The organism is Geodermatophilus sp. SYSU D00700, assembly GCF_054050255.1.
In genome coordinates, this window is the sequence record NZ_JBJGZA010000005.1 from 140,551 (window position 1) to 158,186 (window position 17,636).

A 17,636-nucleotide genomic window follows, 5' to 3' on the forward strand; every position below is an offset into this window, starting at 1 on the left:
TCGCAGCCCCGAGCTGCCCTGCCGTGTCGACAGCACATCCCTGGTCGCAGAAGCACTGGAGAGGCACCCGAGGCCGCTCCCCCATCGTCGACGGACGCACCGCTTGAGCCGCCGTCCGCGCGTGGCCGCTGTCCGCCGCCGGCGGGCGGAACGAACGAACCGGGAGGGAGAGGACATGGGCGACCCGGAGCCCCTTCAGGATGTGCTGGCCAGCAGTCCCCTGCTGCTCACGCCCGCGGAAGCGGCGACGGTCCTCCGCATCGGCCGCACGACGATCTATGCGCTCATGAAGGCCGGCGACCTGCGGCCGGTGCACATCGGCCGCAGCTGCCGTCTCCCGCGCGCAGAACTCGAGCGCTACGTCGATCGCCTCCAGGCTCCCCCGCCACCATCGCCAGCTCTGCGCCAGCGCCGAGGCAGCCAAACGAGCCCGCACCAGGGCGCGCTGTTCGACTTTGTCCACACCCCGGCGCAGGCCGAGTGACCTGTGGACTCCCCACGGTGGGCAGCCCTCCTTCCCACGACACTCGTCCTTCGGTGAGCGGCGAGGGAGGAGCCAGCGGTGAGCCCTCAGACGCCACGAGCACGGTCGACGAGCAGGCGACGAGGTAACAGCGAGGGCTCGACCCCGCGCCATCGGCCCGACGGACGCTGGCAGATCAACCTCCGCGTCACCGACGACTCCGGCCGGGCGAGCCGGCACACCGTCTACGGCGAAACGGCACGGGAGGCGCGGGCCAAGGCCGCCGAGATCCGGAAGCGGATCGAGGGCGGGCAACCGGCGCGCGACCGGAAGGAGACGGTCGCGGCCTTCACCCAGCACTGGATCGGCACGTCGTTGGAGGCGTCCGAGCGCAAGCGCAACACCAAGGTCATGTACGCCGGCGTCGCCCGCACCCACATCCTCAGCAGTCCTCTCGGACGGCTGCCGCTGGACAGGGTCCGCCCCTCCCATGTCGAGGGCTGGGTGGTCGAGCTCCGGCGCAAGGGCCTGGCGGAGTCCACGATCCGGTCCGCCTACACGATTCTGCGAGCGATCCTGGACACCGCCGTCCGCGACGGTGCGCTGGCGTCCAATCCGGCCGCGGCGGTCCGCCGGCCTCGGGTCACGATCAAGGAGGCCCCGCACCTGACGCCGGTGCAGGTCGCCGCTCTGCTGCAAGCCGCGCGCGGCACCCGCTACGCGCCGCTGTTCGCGCTGCTGGTGCACACCGGCCTGCGCCGCGGCGAGGCCCTTGCCCTGCGCTGGTCCGACGTGGACCTCGAGCGGCACACCCTGCGCGTCCGCGGCACGCTGTCGCGGATCGACGGAGCGTTGGTCGTCACCGAGCCCAAGACCGCGAAGTCCAAGCACGTCGTGCCCATCAGCTCGCCCGCCGAGCACCTGCTGCGGGCCGTGCACGCCGCCCAGGACGCGAGCGGCGCCGAGCCGGCGCGGCGTGGCGCGAGACCGGCTTCGTGTTCACCACGGAGTTCGGCGAGCCCTGCGATCCCCGGAACGCCTTCCGGGCCCTGCGGGTGGCGGCGACGAAGGCCGGCCTGCCGAGGGCGGGGCTGCACACTTTGCGCCACTCGGCGGCGAGCGTGCTGCTCACCGGCGGCGTCCCGCTGAAGGTGGTCTTCGAGATCCTCGGCCACAGCTCGATCGCCATCACCGGCGACATCTACGGCCACGTCTCCCCCGACGTTGCCCGCCAGGCCATGGACCTGCTCGGCGACGACCTCGACCGGTAGCCGCAATCGCTCTCCGTCACCGAGATGCCCAGCTCGGGGAGGGCCTCCACGGCTGTCTGGCCTGCGCCGACGGGAACTCAGGGTCGGCTGATGGTGGTCACAATGGTGGTCAAATCGCCCCAGGAAGCGCTCAGGGGCCGTTCCGGATCTCTCCGGACACGGCCCCTGAGCTGCGGTTTCCCGCTGTCGGGCTGACAGGATTTGAACCTGCGACCCCTTGACCCCCAGTCAAGTGCGCTACCAAGCTGCGCTACAGCCCGAGCGCCGGGCGGCTCGCACCGCCCGATCGCTGCCAGAGCAGGTTACCCCACCCGCTCCTCGGTCTCCCCGGTGGTCCGGCGCGCGCCGCCCGGGAATGAGCGGCGCCGCCCCGGCTTTGTCGTTGCTCGTGACAACCGTGACCCGGGCCTCGGTCGGGCTCCGCTCCGAGCGCGGCCCCGTGCTCGGCGCGGTCATGCTCAGCACCGCGCTCATCGCGCTCGACAGCACGATCATCGCCACCGCCGTGCCCGCCGTCGTCGACGACCTCGGCGGGTTCAGCCAGTTCCCCTGGCTGTTCAGCGTCTACCTGCTCACGCAGGCGGTCACCGTGCCGGTCTACGGCAAGCTCGCCGACGTCCACGGCCGCAAGCCGGTGCTGCTGTTCGGCATCGCGGTGTTCGTCGCGGCCTCGGTGTTCTGCGGCCTGGCCTGGTCGATGCCGGCGCTCATCGTGGGCCGGGCGCTGCAGGGCATCGGCGCCGGCGCGATCCAGCCGATCGGGATGACCGTCGTCGGCGACATCTACACCGTCGAGGAGCGCGCCCGCGTCCAGGGTTACCTCGCCTCGGTGTGGGCGATCTCCGCCGTGCTGGGGCCCACGCTCGGCGGCGTCTTCAGCGACCACCTGTCCTGGCGCTGGATCTTCTTGGTCAACCTGCCGCTCGGCGCGCTGGCCTTCGTCGCCCTGCTCCGCCGGTGGACCGAGCGGGTCGAGCGCCGCGAGCACCGGTTCGACGCCGCCGGCGCCGTGCTGCTCTCGGCCGGCGCCGCGCTGCTCATCCTCGGCCTGCTGCAGGGCGGCAGCGCCTGGGCCTGGACGTCGGCGGTCTCCCTCGCGGTCCTCGCCACGGCGGTCGTCCTGCTGGTCGCCTTCGCCCTCGTCGAGCGGCGGGCGGCCGAGCCGGTGCTGCCGCCGTGGGTGCTGCGCCGCCGCATCCTGCTCACCGGCAACGTCGCCGCCTTCGGGCTCGGCGCGCTGCTCATCGGGCTGAGCTCCTACCTGCCCACCTGGGCGCAGGGCGTGCTCGGCGCCAGCGCGCTGGAGGCCGGCTTCGCGCTCGCGGCCCTCACCCTCGGCTGGCCGATCGCGGCCAGCCTGTCGGGCCGGCTCTACCTGCGGATCGGGTTCCGCACCACGGCGCTGCTCGGCACCGCCCTCGCCGTCCTCGGGACCGCGGGGACGGCGCTGCTCGCCCCCGGCGCGCACCTGTGGCAGGTCGGGGCGTGGATGTTCGTCACCGGCGCGGGCCTGGGGCTGTCGTCGGCGCCGCTGATCGTCGCGGTGCAGTCGGTCGTCGGCTGGGACCGGCGCGGCGTCGTCACCGCCACCAACATGTTCTCCCGCTCGATGGGCTCGGCGGTCGGCGCCGCGGTGTTCGGCGCGATCGCCAACACCACGCTGGCCGCCCGCTTCGCCGCACCGCCGCCCGGGCTCGACGGCCAGGTGCCCACCGACGTCGACAGCACGACCGCCGCGCTGTCCCAGGGCGGCGCGGTCGCCGAGTTCGCCCGGGACAGCCTGCACGCGGCCTCGCACGGCGTCTTCGTCGCGACGGCGCTGACCGCCGTCGTCATCGCCCTGGCGGTGCTGGCCATGCCCCGGCGGACCGAGCCGCTGCGCTTCGACAGCGACCCCGCGCCGGCGGACTGACCCCGGTCAGCCGCGCCGGTCGCCGCCCCGGCCCTCGCGGACCTTCACCGAGATGTCGATCGGCGTGCCGCCGAAGCCCCACCGCTCGCGCAGCTTGCGCTCGAGGAACCGCCGGTAGCCGGCCTCGAGGAAGCCGGTGGAGAACACGACGAACCGCGGCGGCCGGACGTCGGCCTGGGTCACGTACTTGATCTTCGGCGCGCGCCCGCCGCGGGCCGGGGGCGGCGTCTCCTGCACCAGCTGGCGCACGTAGGCGTTGAGCTCCGCCGTCGGCACCCGGGTCTCCCAGGAGGCGAGCGCCGCCCGCAGGTGCTCGGGCAGCTTGCCCACCCCGCGGCCGGTCGCCGCCGAGATGTTCAGCCGGCTGGCCCAGCGCACGCGGGCGAGGTCGCGCTCGATCTCGCGCTCGAGCTGGGCGTGCCGGTCCTCGTCGAGGGTGTCCCACTTGTTGAACGCGATGACCAGCGCACGCCCCGCCTCGATGACCTGGGTGATCACCCGCTGGTCCTGTTCGCTGATGACCTCGTCGGCGGCCAGCAGGACGACGGCGACCTCGGCGGCCTGGATCGCGGCCTCGGTGCGCAGGCTGGCGTAGTACTCGGTGCCGCTGGCGGTGTTGACCTTGCGCCGCAGCCCGGCGGTGTCGACGAAGCGCCACTCCTCGCCGCCGAGGGTGATGATCGAGTCGACCGGGTCCACGGTGGTGCCGGCCACCGAGTCGACGACCGAGCGCTCCTCCCGGGCCAGCCGGTTGAGCAGGCTCGACTTGCCCACGTTGGGCCGCCCCACCAGCGCCACCCGGCGCGGGCCGCCCTCCTCCGGCTGCTCGCGCGGCGCCTCGGGCAGCGCGTCGAGGACCAAGTCGAGCAGGTCGCCCGACCCCCGGCCGTGCAGCGCGCTGACCGGCTGCGGCTCCCCCAGCCCCAGCGACCACAGCTCGGCGGCGCCGGCCTCGCTGCGCTCGTCGTCGACCTTGTTGGCCACGACGATCACCGGCCGGTCGCTGCGGCGCAGGATCCGCGCGGCGGCCAGGTCGGTGTCGGTGGCGCCCACGGTGCTGTCGACGACGAGCACGATGACGTCGGCGGTGCGCATCGCGAACTCCGCCTGGCGGGTGATCGACGCGCCCAGCCCCTCGGCCTTCGGGTCCCAGCCGCCGGTGTCGGTGACGGTGAACCGCCGCCCGTTCCACAGCGCCTCGTAGGAGATGCGGTCGCGGGTCACGCCCGGGACGTCCTGCACCACCGCGGCCCGCCGGCCCAGGATCCGGTTGACCAGCGTCGACTTGCCCACGTTGGGGCGGCCGACGACCGCCACCACCGGCAGCGGACCGCCGGTGCCCTCCTCGCTCATGCCTCCACCCCTCGCCGGCCGGCCGCCGCGAGCGCCAGCCCGACCACCCGGTCGACGACGGCCTCCCGGCCCAGGTCGGTGCTGTCCACGATCACCGCGTCCGCGGCCGGCCGCAGCGGGCTGTCCGCGCGGCTGCTGTCGTACTCGTCGCGGCGGCGCAGGTCGGCGGCCAGCGCGGCCACCTCCGCCGGATCGCTGATCCCCAGCTGCAGCGCCCGCCGCTGCGCGCGGGCCTCCGGCGCCGCGGTGAGGTACACCTTCACCGTCGCCTCCGGCAGCACCACGGTGCCGATGTCGCGGCCCTCGACGACGACGGCGCCCACCGCGCCCACCAGCGACCGCTGCTGGTCGACCAGCTGACGGCGCACCGACGGCACCGCCGACACCGCCGACACGTGCCGGGTCACCTCGGCGCCGCGGATGCGCTCGGCGACGTCGGCGCCGTCGACCTCGACCCGCTCGGTCTCCGCCGCCGTCCCCACCTCGATGCGGGCGCCGGCCACCACGCGCGCCACGGCCGCGGCGTCCTCGGGGTCGACGCCGGCGTCGAGCACCGCCACGGTGGCGGCGCGGTACATGGCGCCGGTGTCGAGGTAGGCCGCGCCCAGCCGGGCGGCCACCGACCGGGCGACGCTGGACTTGCCCGTCCCCGACGGGCCGTCGAGGGTCACCTGGCCCCGGAACCCGCTCGTCGTCTCCATGCTCCCCGTCTCCTCGCTCACTGGGCGATGTCCCGTCGCAGCGCCACCGCGCCGCGCAGGTACACGTGCTGGATCTCCGCACGCGGCCGGTCGGTCTCCACGTGCGCCATCAGCCGCAGCACCCGCGGCAGCGCGTGCGGCACCGCCATCTCGGTGGCGCAGATGAGCGGCACGTCGCCCATGCCCAGTTCCCGTGCGGCGAGCGCGGGGAACTCCGAGACCAGGTCCGGTGTCGCGGTGAACAGGATGCTGATGATGTCGTCGGAGCGCAGCGCGTTGCGCTCCACCACGGCGCTCACCAGCTCGCGGGTGGCCTCGAGCACCTGGTCGCGGTCGTCGGCGTCCACCTGTGTCGCGCCCCGGATGGCCCGTACGGCCACGTGCACCCTCCTCGGTCGATCGGGCTCCCCGATCCTGGGTGCCCGGTCGAGTCTAGGTTCCGCCCGCCACCCACCCGGACCCGTCCTCCCCCAGGTGCCGTCATCGGCGCCGGGGGCACCGTCGTCCGGCATGTGTGAGGATGAGTTGGGGATAACGGAAGACGGGCATGGATCGCTCCTCGGGGACCTAGGGCCCTGGGGAGAAACGGACGGAATCGTCACGGTAGGGGCGTGAGTCGAGACGAGGCCCACCACCGAGCCGTCGGATGCCGGCGAGCGGCCGGGGCGGCACCGCTCCCCGCCGCGCGGCCCACCGGCGGGACGTCTGGCCCACGGCCCCCGCTGCTCACCGCGCGCACCGACCCGAGCGCGGGGTCGGTCTCCCTCCGCGGCCACCTCGACCGGCTGGGCGCCGAGGCGCTGGGCCGGACCGTCACCGCGCTCCGGCGGCTGGGCCACCAGCCGGTCGTCGTGCGACTGGGGTCGGCGACCGTCACCGACGACGCCGCCGCGTTCCTCGCCGAGCTCGCCCGGCGGCTGCCCGGCGACCTCGAGGTGCTGCGGTGACCGGCGGCCGGCAGGTCCCCGAGGGGGCCGGGTGCCCGGACACCGGGCCCGGTGGGCGCTGGACGGTGGGGGCGGATGCGGTGCGGCCCTTCTACCGCACCGGCGGGTCGCTGCGCGTGCCCCTGGGCCGCCTGCACGCGGTGAGCGGGGACGGCCTCGTCATGGGCCGGTCGGTGTGCCTGGCGCCGGTCGTCCTCCTCGACCCGGCCGAGTGGTCCTGGCCCGACGACCGCGCCGAGGCCGGCGACCCCCTGTGCTGGATCTGCCTCGCTCTGACGACCTGACCCCCTGGGTGCCTTTGTCGCTACGAAGGCCGCACAGGTTCAGAGCGGGCGGATCCCCCAGGTGCCGGTGGTCGACTCCCCCGGCGCCAGCCGGCGCACGCCCACGCCGCTGCGGAGCGCGTCGGGCGGGCAGGTCATCGGCTCGACGGCCAGGCCGCGACGGCGCCGCGACGGCGGCTCGACGGCGTCACCGGTGAACACCTGCAGGTGCGTGTAGGACGCGTCGGCCCACAGCGCGGCGCCGCGGCCGTCGGGGCCGGTGAACCGCACCTCGATGTTCCCGTCGGCGTCGCGCGCGAGGTCGGTGAAGCAGTCGTCGACCCGCAGGTCCCCGATCCGGCGCCCCGCGCGCAGGTCGAACGGCGTGCCCTCCACCGGCTCGGTGCCGGTGGGCAGCAGCCGGTCGTCGGTGGTCAGCCGGGTCGCGGCGGGGAGCACCAGGGTGCAGTCGTCGACCCGCAGCCCGGCCGGCGCGGCGAGGTAGGGGTGGTGGCCCTCGCCGTAGGGCAGGTCGGTCTCCCCCTCGTTGGTCGCCGTCGTCGTGACCCGCAGACCCTCGGCCGACAGCTCGTACCCGACCCGCAGCCGCAGCGCGAACGGGTAGCCCGTCTGCGGGTGCAGCAGGTGCTCGAGCACCACCGAGTCGTCGCTGCGGGCCAGCAGCCGCCAGGCCGCGAAGCGGACCAGCCCGTGGATCGCCGTCCCCCGCTCCGGCTCGGTGACCGGGGTGCGCAGCTCCTGCCCGTCCCAGTGCCAGACGCCGTCGCGCAGCCGGTTGGGCCAGGGCGCCAGCACGTTGCCGCGCACGTCGAGGGCCATCTCCCCCGCGCCGTATCCGTCGACGACGTCGCGGCCCCCGGCGGTGTAGGTGCGCAGGCCACCGCCCACCTCGACGACGACGGCCTCGGCGTCCCCGCTGCGCAGGACGTGCTGCTCGCCGGTCGGGAGGACGCTCACCCGAGACGCTCGCCGTCGACGGCGGAGAACAGGTGCACGTGCCCGGGCCGCGGGGCGACCTGCAGGACGTCGCCCTTGGCCGGGGGACGGCGGCCGTCGACGCGCACCGTCACGGGGTGCCGCTCCGCCCCGGTGTCGGCGTGCCCGTAGACGAAGGCGTCGGCGCCGAGCTCCTCGACGACGTCGACCTCCACGGGCAGGCCCGACACGCTCATCTCGAGGTCCTCGGGCCGCACGCCGAGCACGACGCGGTCCGCGCCGGCCGCGGCCAGGACCTCGCGGGCCACCGGGTGCACGTCCGCGCCCAGCCGCACCCCGCCGTCGGCGACCGGCAGCTCGAGGAGGTTCATCGCCGGCGAGCCGATGAAGCCCGCGACGAACGCGTTGCGCGGCCGGTCGTAGAGCTCGCGCGGCGTGCCGACCTGCACCAGCAGCCCGTCGCGGAGCACCGCGACCCGGTCGCCCATGGTCATCGCCTCGGTCTGGTCGTGGGTGACGTACACCGTGGTGGTGCCCAGCCGGCGCTGCAGCGACGCGATCTGGGTGCGGGTCTGCACCCGCAGCTTGGCGTCGAGGTTGGACAGCGGCTCGTCCATGAGGAAGGCCTGCGGCCGGCGGACGATCGCCCGGCCCATCGCGACCCGCTGCCGCTGACCGCCCGAGAGGGCCTTCGGCCTGCGGTCGAGGTACTGCTCGAGGTCGAGCAGCCGGGCCGCCTCGCGCACCCGCGAGGCCGACTCGGCCCTGCCGACCCCGGCCATCTTCAGCCCGAAGGCCATGTTGTCGGCGACGGTCATGTGCGGGTACAGCGCGTAGTTCTGGAAGACCATCGCGATGTCACGGTCCTTGGGCGGCAGGTCGGTGACGTCCCGGTCGCCGATGAGGATGCGGCCGCCGTCGACGTCCTCGAGACCGGCCAGCATCCGGAGCGACGTGGATTTGCCGCAGCCCGACGGGCCGACCAGCACGAGGAACTCGCCGTCGGCGACCTCCAGGTCGAGCGCGTCGACGGCGGGGCGCTCCGCGCCGGCGTAGCGGCGGGTCGCGGAGTCGTAGGTGACGGTGGCCATGGGGTGCTCCTCAGGGGTACGGCGACGGTGCCGGTCGTGCTGGTCGGTGGTCGGGGGGCGTCGGGGTTCGCGGTCAGGAGAGGGAGAGCGCCGTCCAGGAGACCGGCGGCAGGACGACCCGGAGGCTGCCCCCGGTCACGGCTGCCCGGTCGTTGGGCCGCAGCCGGACCCGGTCCTGGTCGTCGCTCGTGTTCGCCGCGTACGGGTCCGGGTCGGAGAGGGTCAGCGCCTCCTCGACGGCGCCCACCCCCAGCGGGGCGAGGTCGACGGTGACCTCCGCCTCCTCCGTCTGCGAGCGGTTCACGAGGAAGAGCGCGGCCCGGCCGTCGTCGGTCGTGGCGGCGGCGTCGACGACCGGCACCTCGCCGTACTCGGCGGTGTCGGAGCCGGGGCAGTCGACGTCCACCCGGAGGGAGACGCCGCGCGCCAGGCGGGCGGTCGTCGCGAAGGGGAAGAACGTCGCCTTGCGCCACGCCGGTCCGTGCGGCTCGGCCGCGATCGGGGCGATCACGTTGACGAGCTGGGCGAGCGAGGCGCTCGTGACCCGGTCGGCGTGCCGGAGCAGCGACATCAGGAGGCTGCCGACGACGACGCCGTCGGCCACGGTGTAGGGCTCCTCGCTGATCGGCGGTGCGAGGGGCCAGTCGTCGATGCGCTTCGCGAGGCCGGCCGGGACCTTCGACAGGTACCAGACGTTCCACTCGTCGAACGAGATGTCGATCGTCCGGGGGCTCTTGCGCACGGCCTTCACGTGGTCGGCGGTGGCGACGACCGTCTCGATGAACCGGTCCATGTCCGTCGCGGAGGCGAGGAAGGAGCCGAGGTCGCCGTCCTTCTCCTCGTAGTACGCGTGGCAGGAGATGTAGTCCACGTCGTCGTAGGCGTGGGTGAGGACGGTCCGCTCCCACTCGCCGAAGGTCGGCATGCCGGCGCCGGACGAGCCGCAGGCCACCAGCTCGAGGCCCGGGTCGAGCTGGCGCATGGCCTTGGCGGTCCGGGCGGCGAGCTTGCCGTAGTCCTCCGCCGACAGCTGGCCGAGCTGCCACGGGCCGTCCATCTCGTTGCCGAGGCACCACATCCGGACGTCGAACGGCTGCGGGCGGCCGTTGCGGACCCGTTGGTCGGCGAGCGTGGTGCCGGCCGGCACGTTCGCGTACTCGAGCAGGTCCAGCGCCTCGAGCGTGCCGCGGGTGCCGAGGTTGACGGCCAGCATGAGCTCGGCGCCGACCCGCTCCAGCCACGCGGCGAACTCGTGCAGCCCGACCTCGTTGGTCTCCGTGCTGTGCCAGGCGAGGTTGAGCCGGACGGGGCGCTGGTCCCGCGGCCCCACGCTGTCCTCCCACCGGAAGCCGGAGACGAAGTTCCCGCCGGGGTACCGGACCGTGGTCACCCCCAGCTCCCGGACCAGGTCGACCACGTCCCGGCGGAAGCCGTCCTCGTCGGCCTGCGGGTGCCCCGGCTCGTGGATGCCGCCGTACACGCCGCGTCCCATGTGCTCGACGAACGCGCCGAAGAGCCGGCGGGACACCGGGCCCACCGGTCGCGCCGGGTCGACGGCGAGGCGTGCGCGCAGCATCAGACCCCCCGCGCCCCGAGCACGCCGCCCAGCCAGGCCAGCTGTGCCCGCTGCTGGAAGGCCTGCCCGCCCTCGTGGTCGTTGAACGGGTAGACCTCGATCTCCTTGGGCCCGCCGTAGGCGGCGTACGCCGCGAAGACCGTCGACGGCGGGCAGATCTCGTCCATGAGCGCGACGGAGAACAGGGCCGGCGCGGACGCCCTGCGGCCGAGGACCGCGCCGTCGAAGTACGACAGCGTCCGGAAGACGCGGTCCACGTGGTCGCGGTGGGCCCCGAGGTACCGGGAGATCTCGGCGTACGGGTCGCCGGCGGCGATGCGCGCCGCCCGGGGGAAGTCGCAGAGGAACGGCACGTCGGGCATGACCGCCCGCACCCCGTCGGCGAGCGCGGCGACGGCCAGGGCGATCCCGCCGCCCTGGCTGATGCCGGTCACCGCGACCCGCTCGCCGTCGACCTCCGGGTGGCTCCGGAGCACCTCGAGCGCCCTCGTCGCGTCGGTGTAGACGCGCCGGTAGTAGTAGTCCTCCGGTGCGAGCACGCCGCGGGTCGTGAACCCGGGCTGCGCGGCGGCGGAGCCGACCGGGTCGCCGGTGCTCCCCACGGCCCAGCCGCTCCCCTGGCCGCGGGTGTCGACGACGAGCTGCGCGTACCCCGCCGACGCCCAGAGGACGTGCTCGTGGGGCAGTCCCCGCCCGCCGTTGTAGCCCTGGAACTGGACGACCCCGGGCAGCGGGCCGTCCCCGCGCAGCGCACGGGCGGGCAGGTGCAGCCAGGCGCGGACCTCCGACCCGCCGGAGCCGGCGAAGGACACGTCCTGGGTCTCGACGGTCAGCAGCCCGCCGTCGACCGGCGTGCAGGACACGTCCAGCGGCCGCTCGGCCGCCTCGGCCAGGGTCGCCGCCCAGAAGTCCCAGAGGTCGTCCGGGGCCGGGAGCTCCGGGCGGTAGCGCCGGAGCTCCTCCAGCGGGAGGTCGGTCTGCGGCATCAGGCCCCGCTCCGCCGGACGACGCTCTCGGGGTGCAGCCGGCGGTCGACGCCGACGGTGCGGCGGCCGCCGGTGAGGGTGAACGGCAGCACCTCCCGCACGTCGGCGCTGGAGGCGCCCACCCGCAGCTCCACCTGGCCCGGCTCGACGATCCGCGCGCCGTCACGCCCGGTGAAGGAGGTGAGGTCGGCGTGCAGGGTGAACCGCACGGTCGCGCCGGTCCCCGCCGGGAGGTCGACCCGCCGGGCGGCGAGGAGGGCCTGCACCGGGCGGACCACCTCGGCCACGGGGTCGTGCAGGTAGACCTGCACCACCTCGGTGACCTCGCGGTCGGTGTCGTTGCGGAGCTCGACCTCCACCTCGGCGGTGCCGTCGGTGTCCCACTCCGGCCCGCCGACCGCGCGGACGCCGGCCCAGGTGGCGGCGCCGTAGCCCAGCCCGTGCCCGAAGGGGAACAGCGGGGTCGGGTCCACCGTGCTCACGTCGGTGCGCCGGCTCAGGGGTGCGGCGAGGTAGGTCGCCGGCTGGCTGCTCCCCGCGCGCGGGAAGCTCACCGGCAGCCGGCCCGACGGGGACACCCGCCCGCTGAGGACGTCGGCCACCGCCGGCCCGCCCTCCTCGCCCGGGAAGAACCCGCAGACCACGGCGGCGAGCCGGTCGACCTGGCGCGACAGCTCGTAGGGGCGCCCGACGAGCAGGACCAGCACGACCGGCTTCCCGGTCGCGAGCAGGGCCTCGAGCAGCTCCTCCTGGCGGCCGGGCAGCCGCAGGTCGACCGCGTCGCAGCCCTCCCCCGAGGTGCCGTTGCCGAACAGGCCGGCCTGGTCACCGAGCACGGCGACGCAGACGTCGGCGTCGGCCGCGGCGCGCGCGGCGGCCGCGATGCCCTCGTCGTCGCCGCCCAGCACCGGGCAGCCCTCGGCGACCACGACGTCGAACGCCTCCGGAGCCGCCCGCAGCGCGTCGGCGAGCGTCGGGATGTCGACGCCCACGGGCACGTCGGGGTGGTGCACCCCGACGTGCATCGGGAAGGAGTAGCAGCCCAGCATCGCCTGCGCGGTGTCGGCGCGGGGACCCACCACCGCCAGGCGCAGCCCCGCCCGCAGCGGCAGCGTCCCGTCGTTGGCCAGCAGCACCACCGAGCGGCGGGCGAGCTCCCCGGCGACGGCCCGGGACTCCGCGGAGTCGAGGTCGACCGCGCCGTCGACGACGGCCGGCGAGTCCGGCGACCAGTCGGGGTCGAGCAGGCCCAGCTCGCACTTCTGCAGCAGCACCCGGCGCAGCGCCCGGTCCACCAGGCCCTCGTCGACGGCCCCGCCGCGCACCGCCTCGACCAGCGGCTGGCCGTAGCAGGCCACGGTCGGCAGCTCCACGTCGATGCCGGCCTCGAGGGCGCGCGCGGCCGCCTCCGCCGGCGACCCGGCGACGCCGTGCAGGGTCTGCAGGAAGGCGATGGAGAAGTAGTCGGCGACCACGGTGCCGGTGAACCCGTAGGTCTCCCGCAGCAGGGTCGTGAGCAGCGCCGGGTCCGCCGCCGCGGGCACGCCGTCGACGTCGGTGTAGGAGTTCATCACCGAGCGGGCACCGGCCCGCAGCGCCATCTCGAACGGCGGGAGGAGCACGTCGGCGATCTCCCGGGGCCCGGCGGAGACGGGCGCGAGGTTGCGCCCCGCCCGCGAGGCGGAGTAGCCGACGAAGTGCTTGAGGGTGGCCACGATGCCGCTGGACTGCAGGCCGCGGACGTAGGCGCTGCCGATGGTGCCGACCAGGTGCGGGTCCTCGCCGATGGTCTCCTCGACCCGACCCCAGCGCAGGTCGCGGGCGACGTCGAGCACCGGGGCGAGCCCCTGGTGGACGCCGAGCCGGCGCATGCCCTGCCCGATCAGCGCGCCCATGCGCTCGACGAGGTCCGGGTCGAAGCTGGCTCCCCAGCACAGCGGCGAGGGGAACGCGGTCGCGGTCCACGCCGCGAGCCCGGTGAGGCACTCCTCGTGCACCAGGGCGGGGATCCCGTGGCGCCCGGCGGCCGTGATCGCCCGCTGGCTCTCCGCGAGGCCCTTGGCCCCCACCAGCGGGTCGACCGGCGCGGTGCCGAACGGGCGGGTCAGCTGCCCGAGCCCGCTGCGGATCAGCTCCTCCCAGTCCACCGGCGCGGCGGCCATCTCGTGCTGGTGCGGCGCGACCTCGCCCGCGGTCGCGTCGATGCCCACCCAGACGCCGTAGAGCTGGGCGACCTTCTCCTCCAGCGTCATGCGCCGGATCAGGTCCGCCACCCTGTCCCGGGCGGGCAGGTCGGTGTCGCGCCAGGGCGCCTGCTGGGTGTTCCTGCCGGTGTCGTCGTTGGTGCCCATGCTGTGGGGAGTCCGTCCTGTCTCGTGCGTTGCTGGTGCGGCCGGGTGGTGCGGCGGTCAGGCCAGGGTGACCTCCGACAGCGGCGCGTCCGGCCGCAGCCGCCACGACGCGGAGCGGTCGCCCACCGACACCGTGTAGTCGCCGGCCCACCCCCGCACGGCGACCCGGCCCTCGGCGTCGGTCCGCAGCCGGGTCGGCGCGAGCCACCACTCGTCCTTGACCAGGCCCCGCAGGGCGTCGTAGGCCGGCTTGGGGGTGCCGTCGGCCCGCACCAGTCCCGCGGGGGCGCCGAGCCAGGCCCCCCGGTCGGTGATCCCCCAGTAGGTCACGGCCTCGACCGCGGGGTGGGACAGCAGCGTCCGGTAGTGGCGGACGATCTCGTCGGCCTGCCGCTGCTCGCCCTCGGGGGTCGAGGGCCACTCGTCGACCTGGTGGTCGTTGAGGTCGACGATCTCCGGGGGCATCAGGTCGCCGGACACCAGCGTCGTCTCGGTCCAGTGCAGCGGAAGGCCGTAGCGGGCGAACCGCTCGAGGACCTCCTGCGTCCGCTCCTCGCCCCAGTAGCCCTGGTGCATGTGGCTCTGCAGCCCGATCGCGTCGACCTGCACGCCGGCCTCGAGCACCCCCTCGACCAGGCACTCGTACGCCGTCGAGAGGTTGAAGTCGTTGAGCACGAGGGTCGTCGCCGGGTTCGCCCGGCGGGCCTCCTCGAAGGCCAGGCGGATGGTCGGGATGCGGCCGATGCGGCGGCTCAGCCGGGTGATCGCGTTCTGCCGGTCCTCGTTCGCGAACACCGGCATGATCACGACCTCGTTGATCGCGTCCCACGTGTCCACCAGGCCCGCGAAGGACGTGACCTCGCGCCGGACCCGCGCCCGCACGATCTCCTCGACCTCGTCGTCGGAGTACTCCACCAGCCAGTCCGGGGCGAGCGTGTGCCAGACCAGCGGGTGGCCCTTGACGGACACGCCCCGGTCGCGGAACCACGCGGCCGCCGCCTGCAGGCGCCGGGTGTCGGGCTGCCCCTCGACCGGCTCGAAGCCGGCCCAGTAGAACGGCAGGGTCGCGGTGTTGAACACGTCCAGCCAGAGGTCCTCGAGCCGCTCGGCCGCCTCCGGGTCGGCTCCGCCGAAGACGTTCTCGCGCCCCTCGCCGTGCTCGCCGTTGGCCAGCCCGACGAAGTCGAAGCCGATGTTGCCGAAGGCGACGTCGTGCCGGACCTGCTCGACCAGCACGTCCGTGTCGGGGCAGGGCGAGCCGTCGGCGGAGCGCACGATGACGGTGCCCTCGATGCGGCGGACGGCGTCCGTAGATGTGGAACAGGTCACGAGGAAATCGTTATCGACAACGATTGACAGCGCAAGTCCCGGCTGCGACCTTCGTTGGTGTGTTCCACGCCACCGCGGCGTGCGAAGGACGAAGGAGTCAGACATGCGGCGTTCGGGACGAGCAGCCCTCTCGGTGCTGTGCAGCAGCGCGGTGCTGCTGACGGCCACTGCCTGCGGCGGTGGCGACAGCAGCGCCTCCGGGGGCGACGACAACACGATCACCTGGTGGCACAACTCGAACAACGAGCCCGGCAAGGGCTACTACGAGCAGGTGGCCGCCGACTTCGAGGAGGCCAACCCCGGCGTCGAGGTCGAGGTCGTCGCCATGGCCCACGAGGACATGGTCGACAAGCTCGAGGCGGCGTTCCAGAGCGGCGACGTGCCGGACGTCTACATGGAGCGCGGCGGCGGTGAGCTCGCCGACCACGTGGAGGCCGGCATGGTCCGCGACCTGTCCGAGGACGCGGCCGAGGAGATCGAGAAGATCGGCGGCCAGGTGTCGGGCTGGCAGGTCGAGGACCAGACCTACGCGCTGCCGTTCTCCGTCGGCGTCGTGGGCTTCTGGTACAACACCGAGCTCTTCCAGCAGGCGGGCATCACGGCGCCGCCGACCACGATGGAGGAGCTGGCCTCCACCATCGAGACCCTCAAGGGCGCCGGCATCACGCCGATCTCGCTCGGCGCGGGCGACAAGTGGCCGGCCGCCCACTACTGGTACTACACGGCGGTGCGCGCCTGCTCCGAGGACGTGCTGACCGACGCCGTCACCAGCCTCGACTTCTCCGACCCGTGCTTCGTCCAGGCGGGCGAGGAGCTCGAGTCGCTGATCGGCACCGAGCCCTTCAACCCCGGCTTCCTGACGACGCCGGCGCAGGAGGGTGCCACCTCGGCCTCCGGCCTGCTCGCGACCGGGCAGGTCGCGATGGAGCTGACCGGCCACTGGGAGCCCGGCGTCATGCAGGGCCTCACCGAGGACGGCCAGGGCCTCGGCGACAAGACCGGCTGGTTCCCGTTCCCGGCGGTCCAGGGCGGCGAGGGTGACCCCGACGCCCAGCTCGGTGGTGGCGACGCGTGGGCGGTCTCGCAGGAGGCTCCCGACGCGGCGGTCGACCTCGTGAAGTACCTGCTCTCCGACGAGGTGCAGACCGGCTTCGCCGAGAACGACATGGGTCTGCCGACGAACCCCGCCGCCGCGGGCGCCGTCTCCGACCCGGCCCTCGCCCAGCTGCTCGAGGTCCGCGACGCGGCGCCGTACGTGCAGCTCTACTTCGACACCGCCTTCGGGGCCTCCGTCGGCGGTGCGATGAACGACGCGATCGCCCTGATGTTCGCCGGCGAGGCGACGCCGCAGGACATCGTGGACCAGACCCAGCAGGCCGCCGACCAGGAGCAGTGATCCGACCATGACCTCCCAGGGCGCCGTCACGGCGGCGGACCCGGGGGCAGCGGTCACCCGGCGCGCGGACGCGCGCCGGGTGTCCGGCCGGTCCCCCGGTGGGACCGGCCGCCCCCGTCGCGACAGGGGCCGCAAGCGCCTGGAGATCCTCTTCTTCGTGGCGCCGGCCCTGGCGCTGATGGCCGTCTTCGTCGTCTACCCGGTCTTCTCCGCGGCCCGGATGTCGTTCTACCGCTGGAAGGGCTTCGGCCCGATGGTGGACTTCGTCGGCCTGGAGAACTACGCCCGCGTGCTGGCCGACGACGTCTTCACCGACGCGGTGGTGCACAACTTCCTCATCGTCTTCGCGTCGATCCTCGTGCAGCTGCCGCTGGGGCTGGCGCTGGCGCTGCTGCTCAACCGCCGCATCCGCGGGCGGGGGCTGCTGCGGACGATCATCTTCGTCCCGTACGTCCTCGCCGAGGTCATCGCCGGCGTCGTGTGGTTCCAGCTGCTGCAGCCCCGGTCCGGACTCCTCGAGACCATGCTGAGCTCGGTGGGGATCCCGGTCCCCGAGCAGGGCTTCCTCGGCACCCCCGACCTGGCGCTGGCCACGGTCTTCGTGGTGCTCACGTGGAAGTACCTGGGTCTGGCCGTGCTGCTGTTCCTGGCCGGCCTGCAGGGGGTCCCCGACGAGCTCTCCGAGGCCGCGCAGCTCGACGGCGCCTCGTGGTGGCAGACCCAGCGCCGGATCGCGATCCCGCTGCTCGCGCCGACCATCCGGACCTGGGTCTTCCTGTCCATGATCGGCTCGCTGCAGCTCTTCGACATGGTCTGGATCCTGACCGGCGGCGGGCCGGCGAACGCGACGACCACGATGGCGACCTACCTCGTCAGCCAGGGCACGCAGCGGAGCAACTTCGGCATCGCCGGGGCCGCGTCGGTCGTGCTGTTCCTGATCGGGTTCGCGCTGGCCGTCGCCTACCAGTTCCTGGTGCTGCGCCGCGACACCAAGGCGGACACGTGAACCTGCTGGAGATCCGCGAGAAGGAGGCCCGGTG

General features: G+C 74.2%; 16 protein-coding genes, 1 tRNA gene and 1 pseudogene. 8 read left to right on the plus strand and 10 right to left on the minus strand.

Features of this window, described 5'->3' with window-relative positions; genetic code table 11:
• Positions 1-175 precede the first annotated feature (175 nt).
• The 3 genes and pseudogenes from ACI79V_RS06330 (at position 176) to ACI79V_RS06340 (ending at position 1,734) form a co-directional block, all read left to right on the plus strand.
• Positions 176-484 (plus strand): helix-turn-helix domain-containing protein, encoded by a 309-nt coding sequence (locus tag ACI79V_RS06330; protein WP_456887571.1) that lies wholly within the window; start codon positions 176-178, stop codon positions 482-484.
• A 390-nt stretch (positions 485-874) separates the two neighbouring features.
• Positions 875-1,390: pseudogene (locus tag ACI79V_RS06335) on the plus strand (tyrosine-type recombinase/integrase); the annotation flags it as partial.
• A gap of 68 nt (positions 1,391-1,458) precedes the next feature.
• Positions 1,459-1,734, plus strand: coding sequence for a tyrosine-type recombinase/integrase (locus tag ACI79V_RS06340; protein WP_456887573.1), 276 nt, complete (start codon positions 1,459-1,461; stop codon positions 1,732-1,734).
• A gap of 186 nt (positions 1,735-1,920) precedes the next feature.
• Here the strand turns inward: ACI79V_RS06340 and ACI79V_RS06345 are convergent.
• Positions 1,921-1,994, minus strand: a tRNA-Pro gene (locus ACI79V_RS06345).
• 137 nt (positions 1,995-2,131) lie between these two features.
• Between ACI79V_RS06345 and ACI79V_RS06350 the strand changes: the two genes are divergently transcribed.
• A complete protein-coding gene (locus ACI79V_RS06350; RefSeq protein ID WP_456887574.1) occupies positions 2,132-3,646 on the plus strand; it encodes an MDR family MFS transporter in 1,515 nt (504 codons plus the stop codon).
• 6 nt (positions 3,647-3,652) lie between these two features.
• Here the strand turns inward: ACI79V_RS06350 and der are convergent, their stop codons facing one another.
• The 3 genes from der to aroH are packed head-to-tail and all read right to left on the minus strand — an operon-like array spanning position 3,653 to position 6,080.
• A complete protein-coding gene (der, locus tag ACI79V_RS06355; RefSeq protein ID WP_456887575.1) occupies positions 3,653-4,999 on the minus strand; it encodes a ribosome biogenesis GTPase Der in 1,347 nt (448 codons plus the stop codon).
• On the minus strand, positions 4,996-5,700 hold the full coding sequence (gene cmk / locus ACI79V_RS06360) for a (d)CMP kinase (RefSeq protein ID WP_456887577.1): 705 nt from the start codon (positions 5,698-5,700) through the stop codon (positions 4,996-4,998). Before cmk ends, der begins: the two co-directional genes overlap by 4 nt.
• A 17-nt stretch (positions 5,701-5,717) precedes the next feature.
• The gene (aroH, locus tag ACI79V_RS06365; protein ID WP_456875686.1) at positions 5,718-6,080 is read right to left on the minus strand and encodes a chorismate mutase; all 363 of its coding nucleotides are present in this window, start codon (positions 6,078-6,080) and stop codon (positions 5,718-5,720) included.
• Between the two features lie 231 nt (positions 6,081-6,311).
• Here aroH and ACI79V_RS06370 point away from each other — a divergent pair, with 231 nt between their 5' ends.
• Both ACI79V_RS06370 and ACI79V_RS06375 read left to right on the plus strand, forming a co-directional pair.
• Entirely contained in the window at positions 6,312-6,647 is a 336-nt protein-coding gene (locus ACI79V_RS06370) for a hypothetical protein (RefSeq protein WP_456887579.1), read from the plus strand.
• Entirely contained in the window at positions 6,644-6,931 is a 288-nt protein-coding gene (locus tag ACI79V_RS06375) for a hypothetical protein (RefSeq protein ID WP_456875688.1), read from the plus strand. Before ACI79V_RS06370 ends, ACI79V_RS06375 begins: the two co-directional genes overlap by 4 nt.
• Before the next feature lie 39 nt (positions 6,932-6,970).
• Here ACI79V_RS06375 and ACI79V_RS06380 read toward each other — a convergent pair whose 3' ends face one another.
• From ACI79V_RS06380 to ACI79V_RS06405, 6 genes are all read right to left on the minus strand, one after another.
• A complete protein-coding gene (locus tag ACI79V_RS06380) occupies positions 6,971-7,888 on the minus strand; it encodes an aldose 1-epimerase family protein (RefSeq protein ID WP_456887581.1) in 918 nt (305 codons plus the stop codon).
• Positions 7,885-8,958 (minus strand): ABC transporter ATP-binding protein, encoded by a 1,074-nt coding sequence (locus ACI79V_RS06385; protein WP_456887583.1) that lies wholly within the window; start codon positions 8,956-8,958, stop codon positions 7,885-7,887. The genes ACI79V_RS06380 and ACI79V_RS06385 overlap by 4 nt, the downstream gene beginning before the upstream one ends.
• A 73-nt stretch (positions 8,959-9,031) precedes the next feature.
• A complete protein-coding gene (gene arfA, locus ACI79V_RS06390; protein ID WP_456887585.1) occupies positions 9,032-10,534 on the minus strand; it encodes an arabinosylfuranosidase ArfA in 1,503 nt (500 codons plus the stop codon).
• On the minus strand, positions 10,534-11,520 hold the full coding sequence (locus tag ACI79V_RS06395; protein WP_456887587.1) for an acetylxylan esterase: 987 nt from the start codon (positions 11,518-11,520) through the stop codon (positions 10,534-10,536). Before ACI79V_RS06395 ends, arfA begins: the two co-directional genes overlap by 1 nt.
• The gene (locus ACI79V_RS06400) at positions 11,520-13,871 is read right to left on the minus strand and encodes a beta-xylosidase/alpha-l-arabinosidase (RefSeq protein ID WP_456887589.1); all 2,352 of its coding nucleotides are present in this window, start codon (positions 13,869-13,871) and stop codon (positions 11,520-11,522) included. Before ACI79V_RS06400 ends, ACI79V_RS06395 begins: the two co-directional genes overlap by 1 nt.
• Positions 13,872-13,928: 57 nt before the next feature.
• A complete protein-coding gene (locus ACI79V_RS06405) occupies positions 13,929-15,200 on the minus strand; it encodes an endo-1,4-beta-xylanase (RefSeq protein ID WP_456887591.1) in 1,272 nt (423 codons plus the stop codon).
• 103 nt (positions 15,201-15,303) lie between these two features.
• Here ACI79V_RS06405 and ACI79V_RS06410 point away from each other — a divergent pair, with 103 nt between their 5' ends.
• A complete protein-coding gene (locus ACI79V_RS06410) occupies positions 15,304-16,596 on the plus strand; it encodes an extracellular solute-binding protein (RefSeq protein WP_456887593.1) in 1,293 nt (430 codons plus the stop codon).
• A gap of 7 nt (positions 16,597-16,603) precedes the next feature.
• The gene (locus tag ACI79V_RS06415) at positions 16,604-17,602 is read left to right on the plus strand and encodes a carbohydrate ABC transporter permease (protein ID WP_456887595.1); all 999 of its coding nucleotides are present in this window, start codon (positions 16,604-16,606) and stop codon (positions 17,600-17,602) included.
• Positions 17,603-17,636 lie beyond the last annotated feature (34 nt).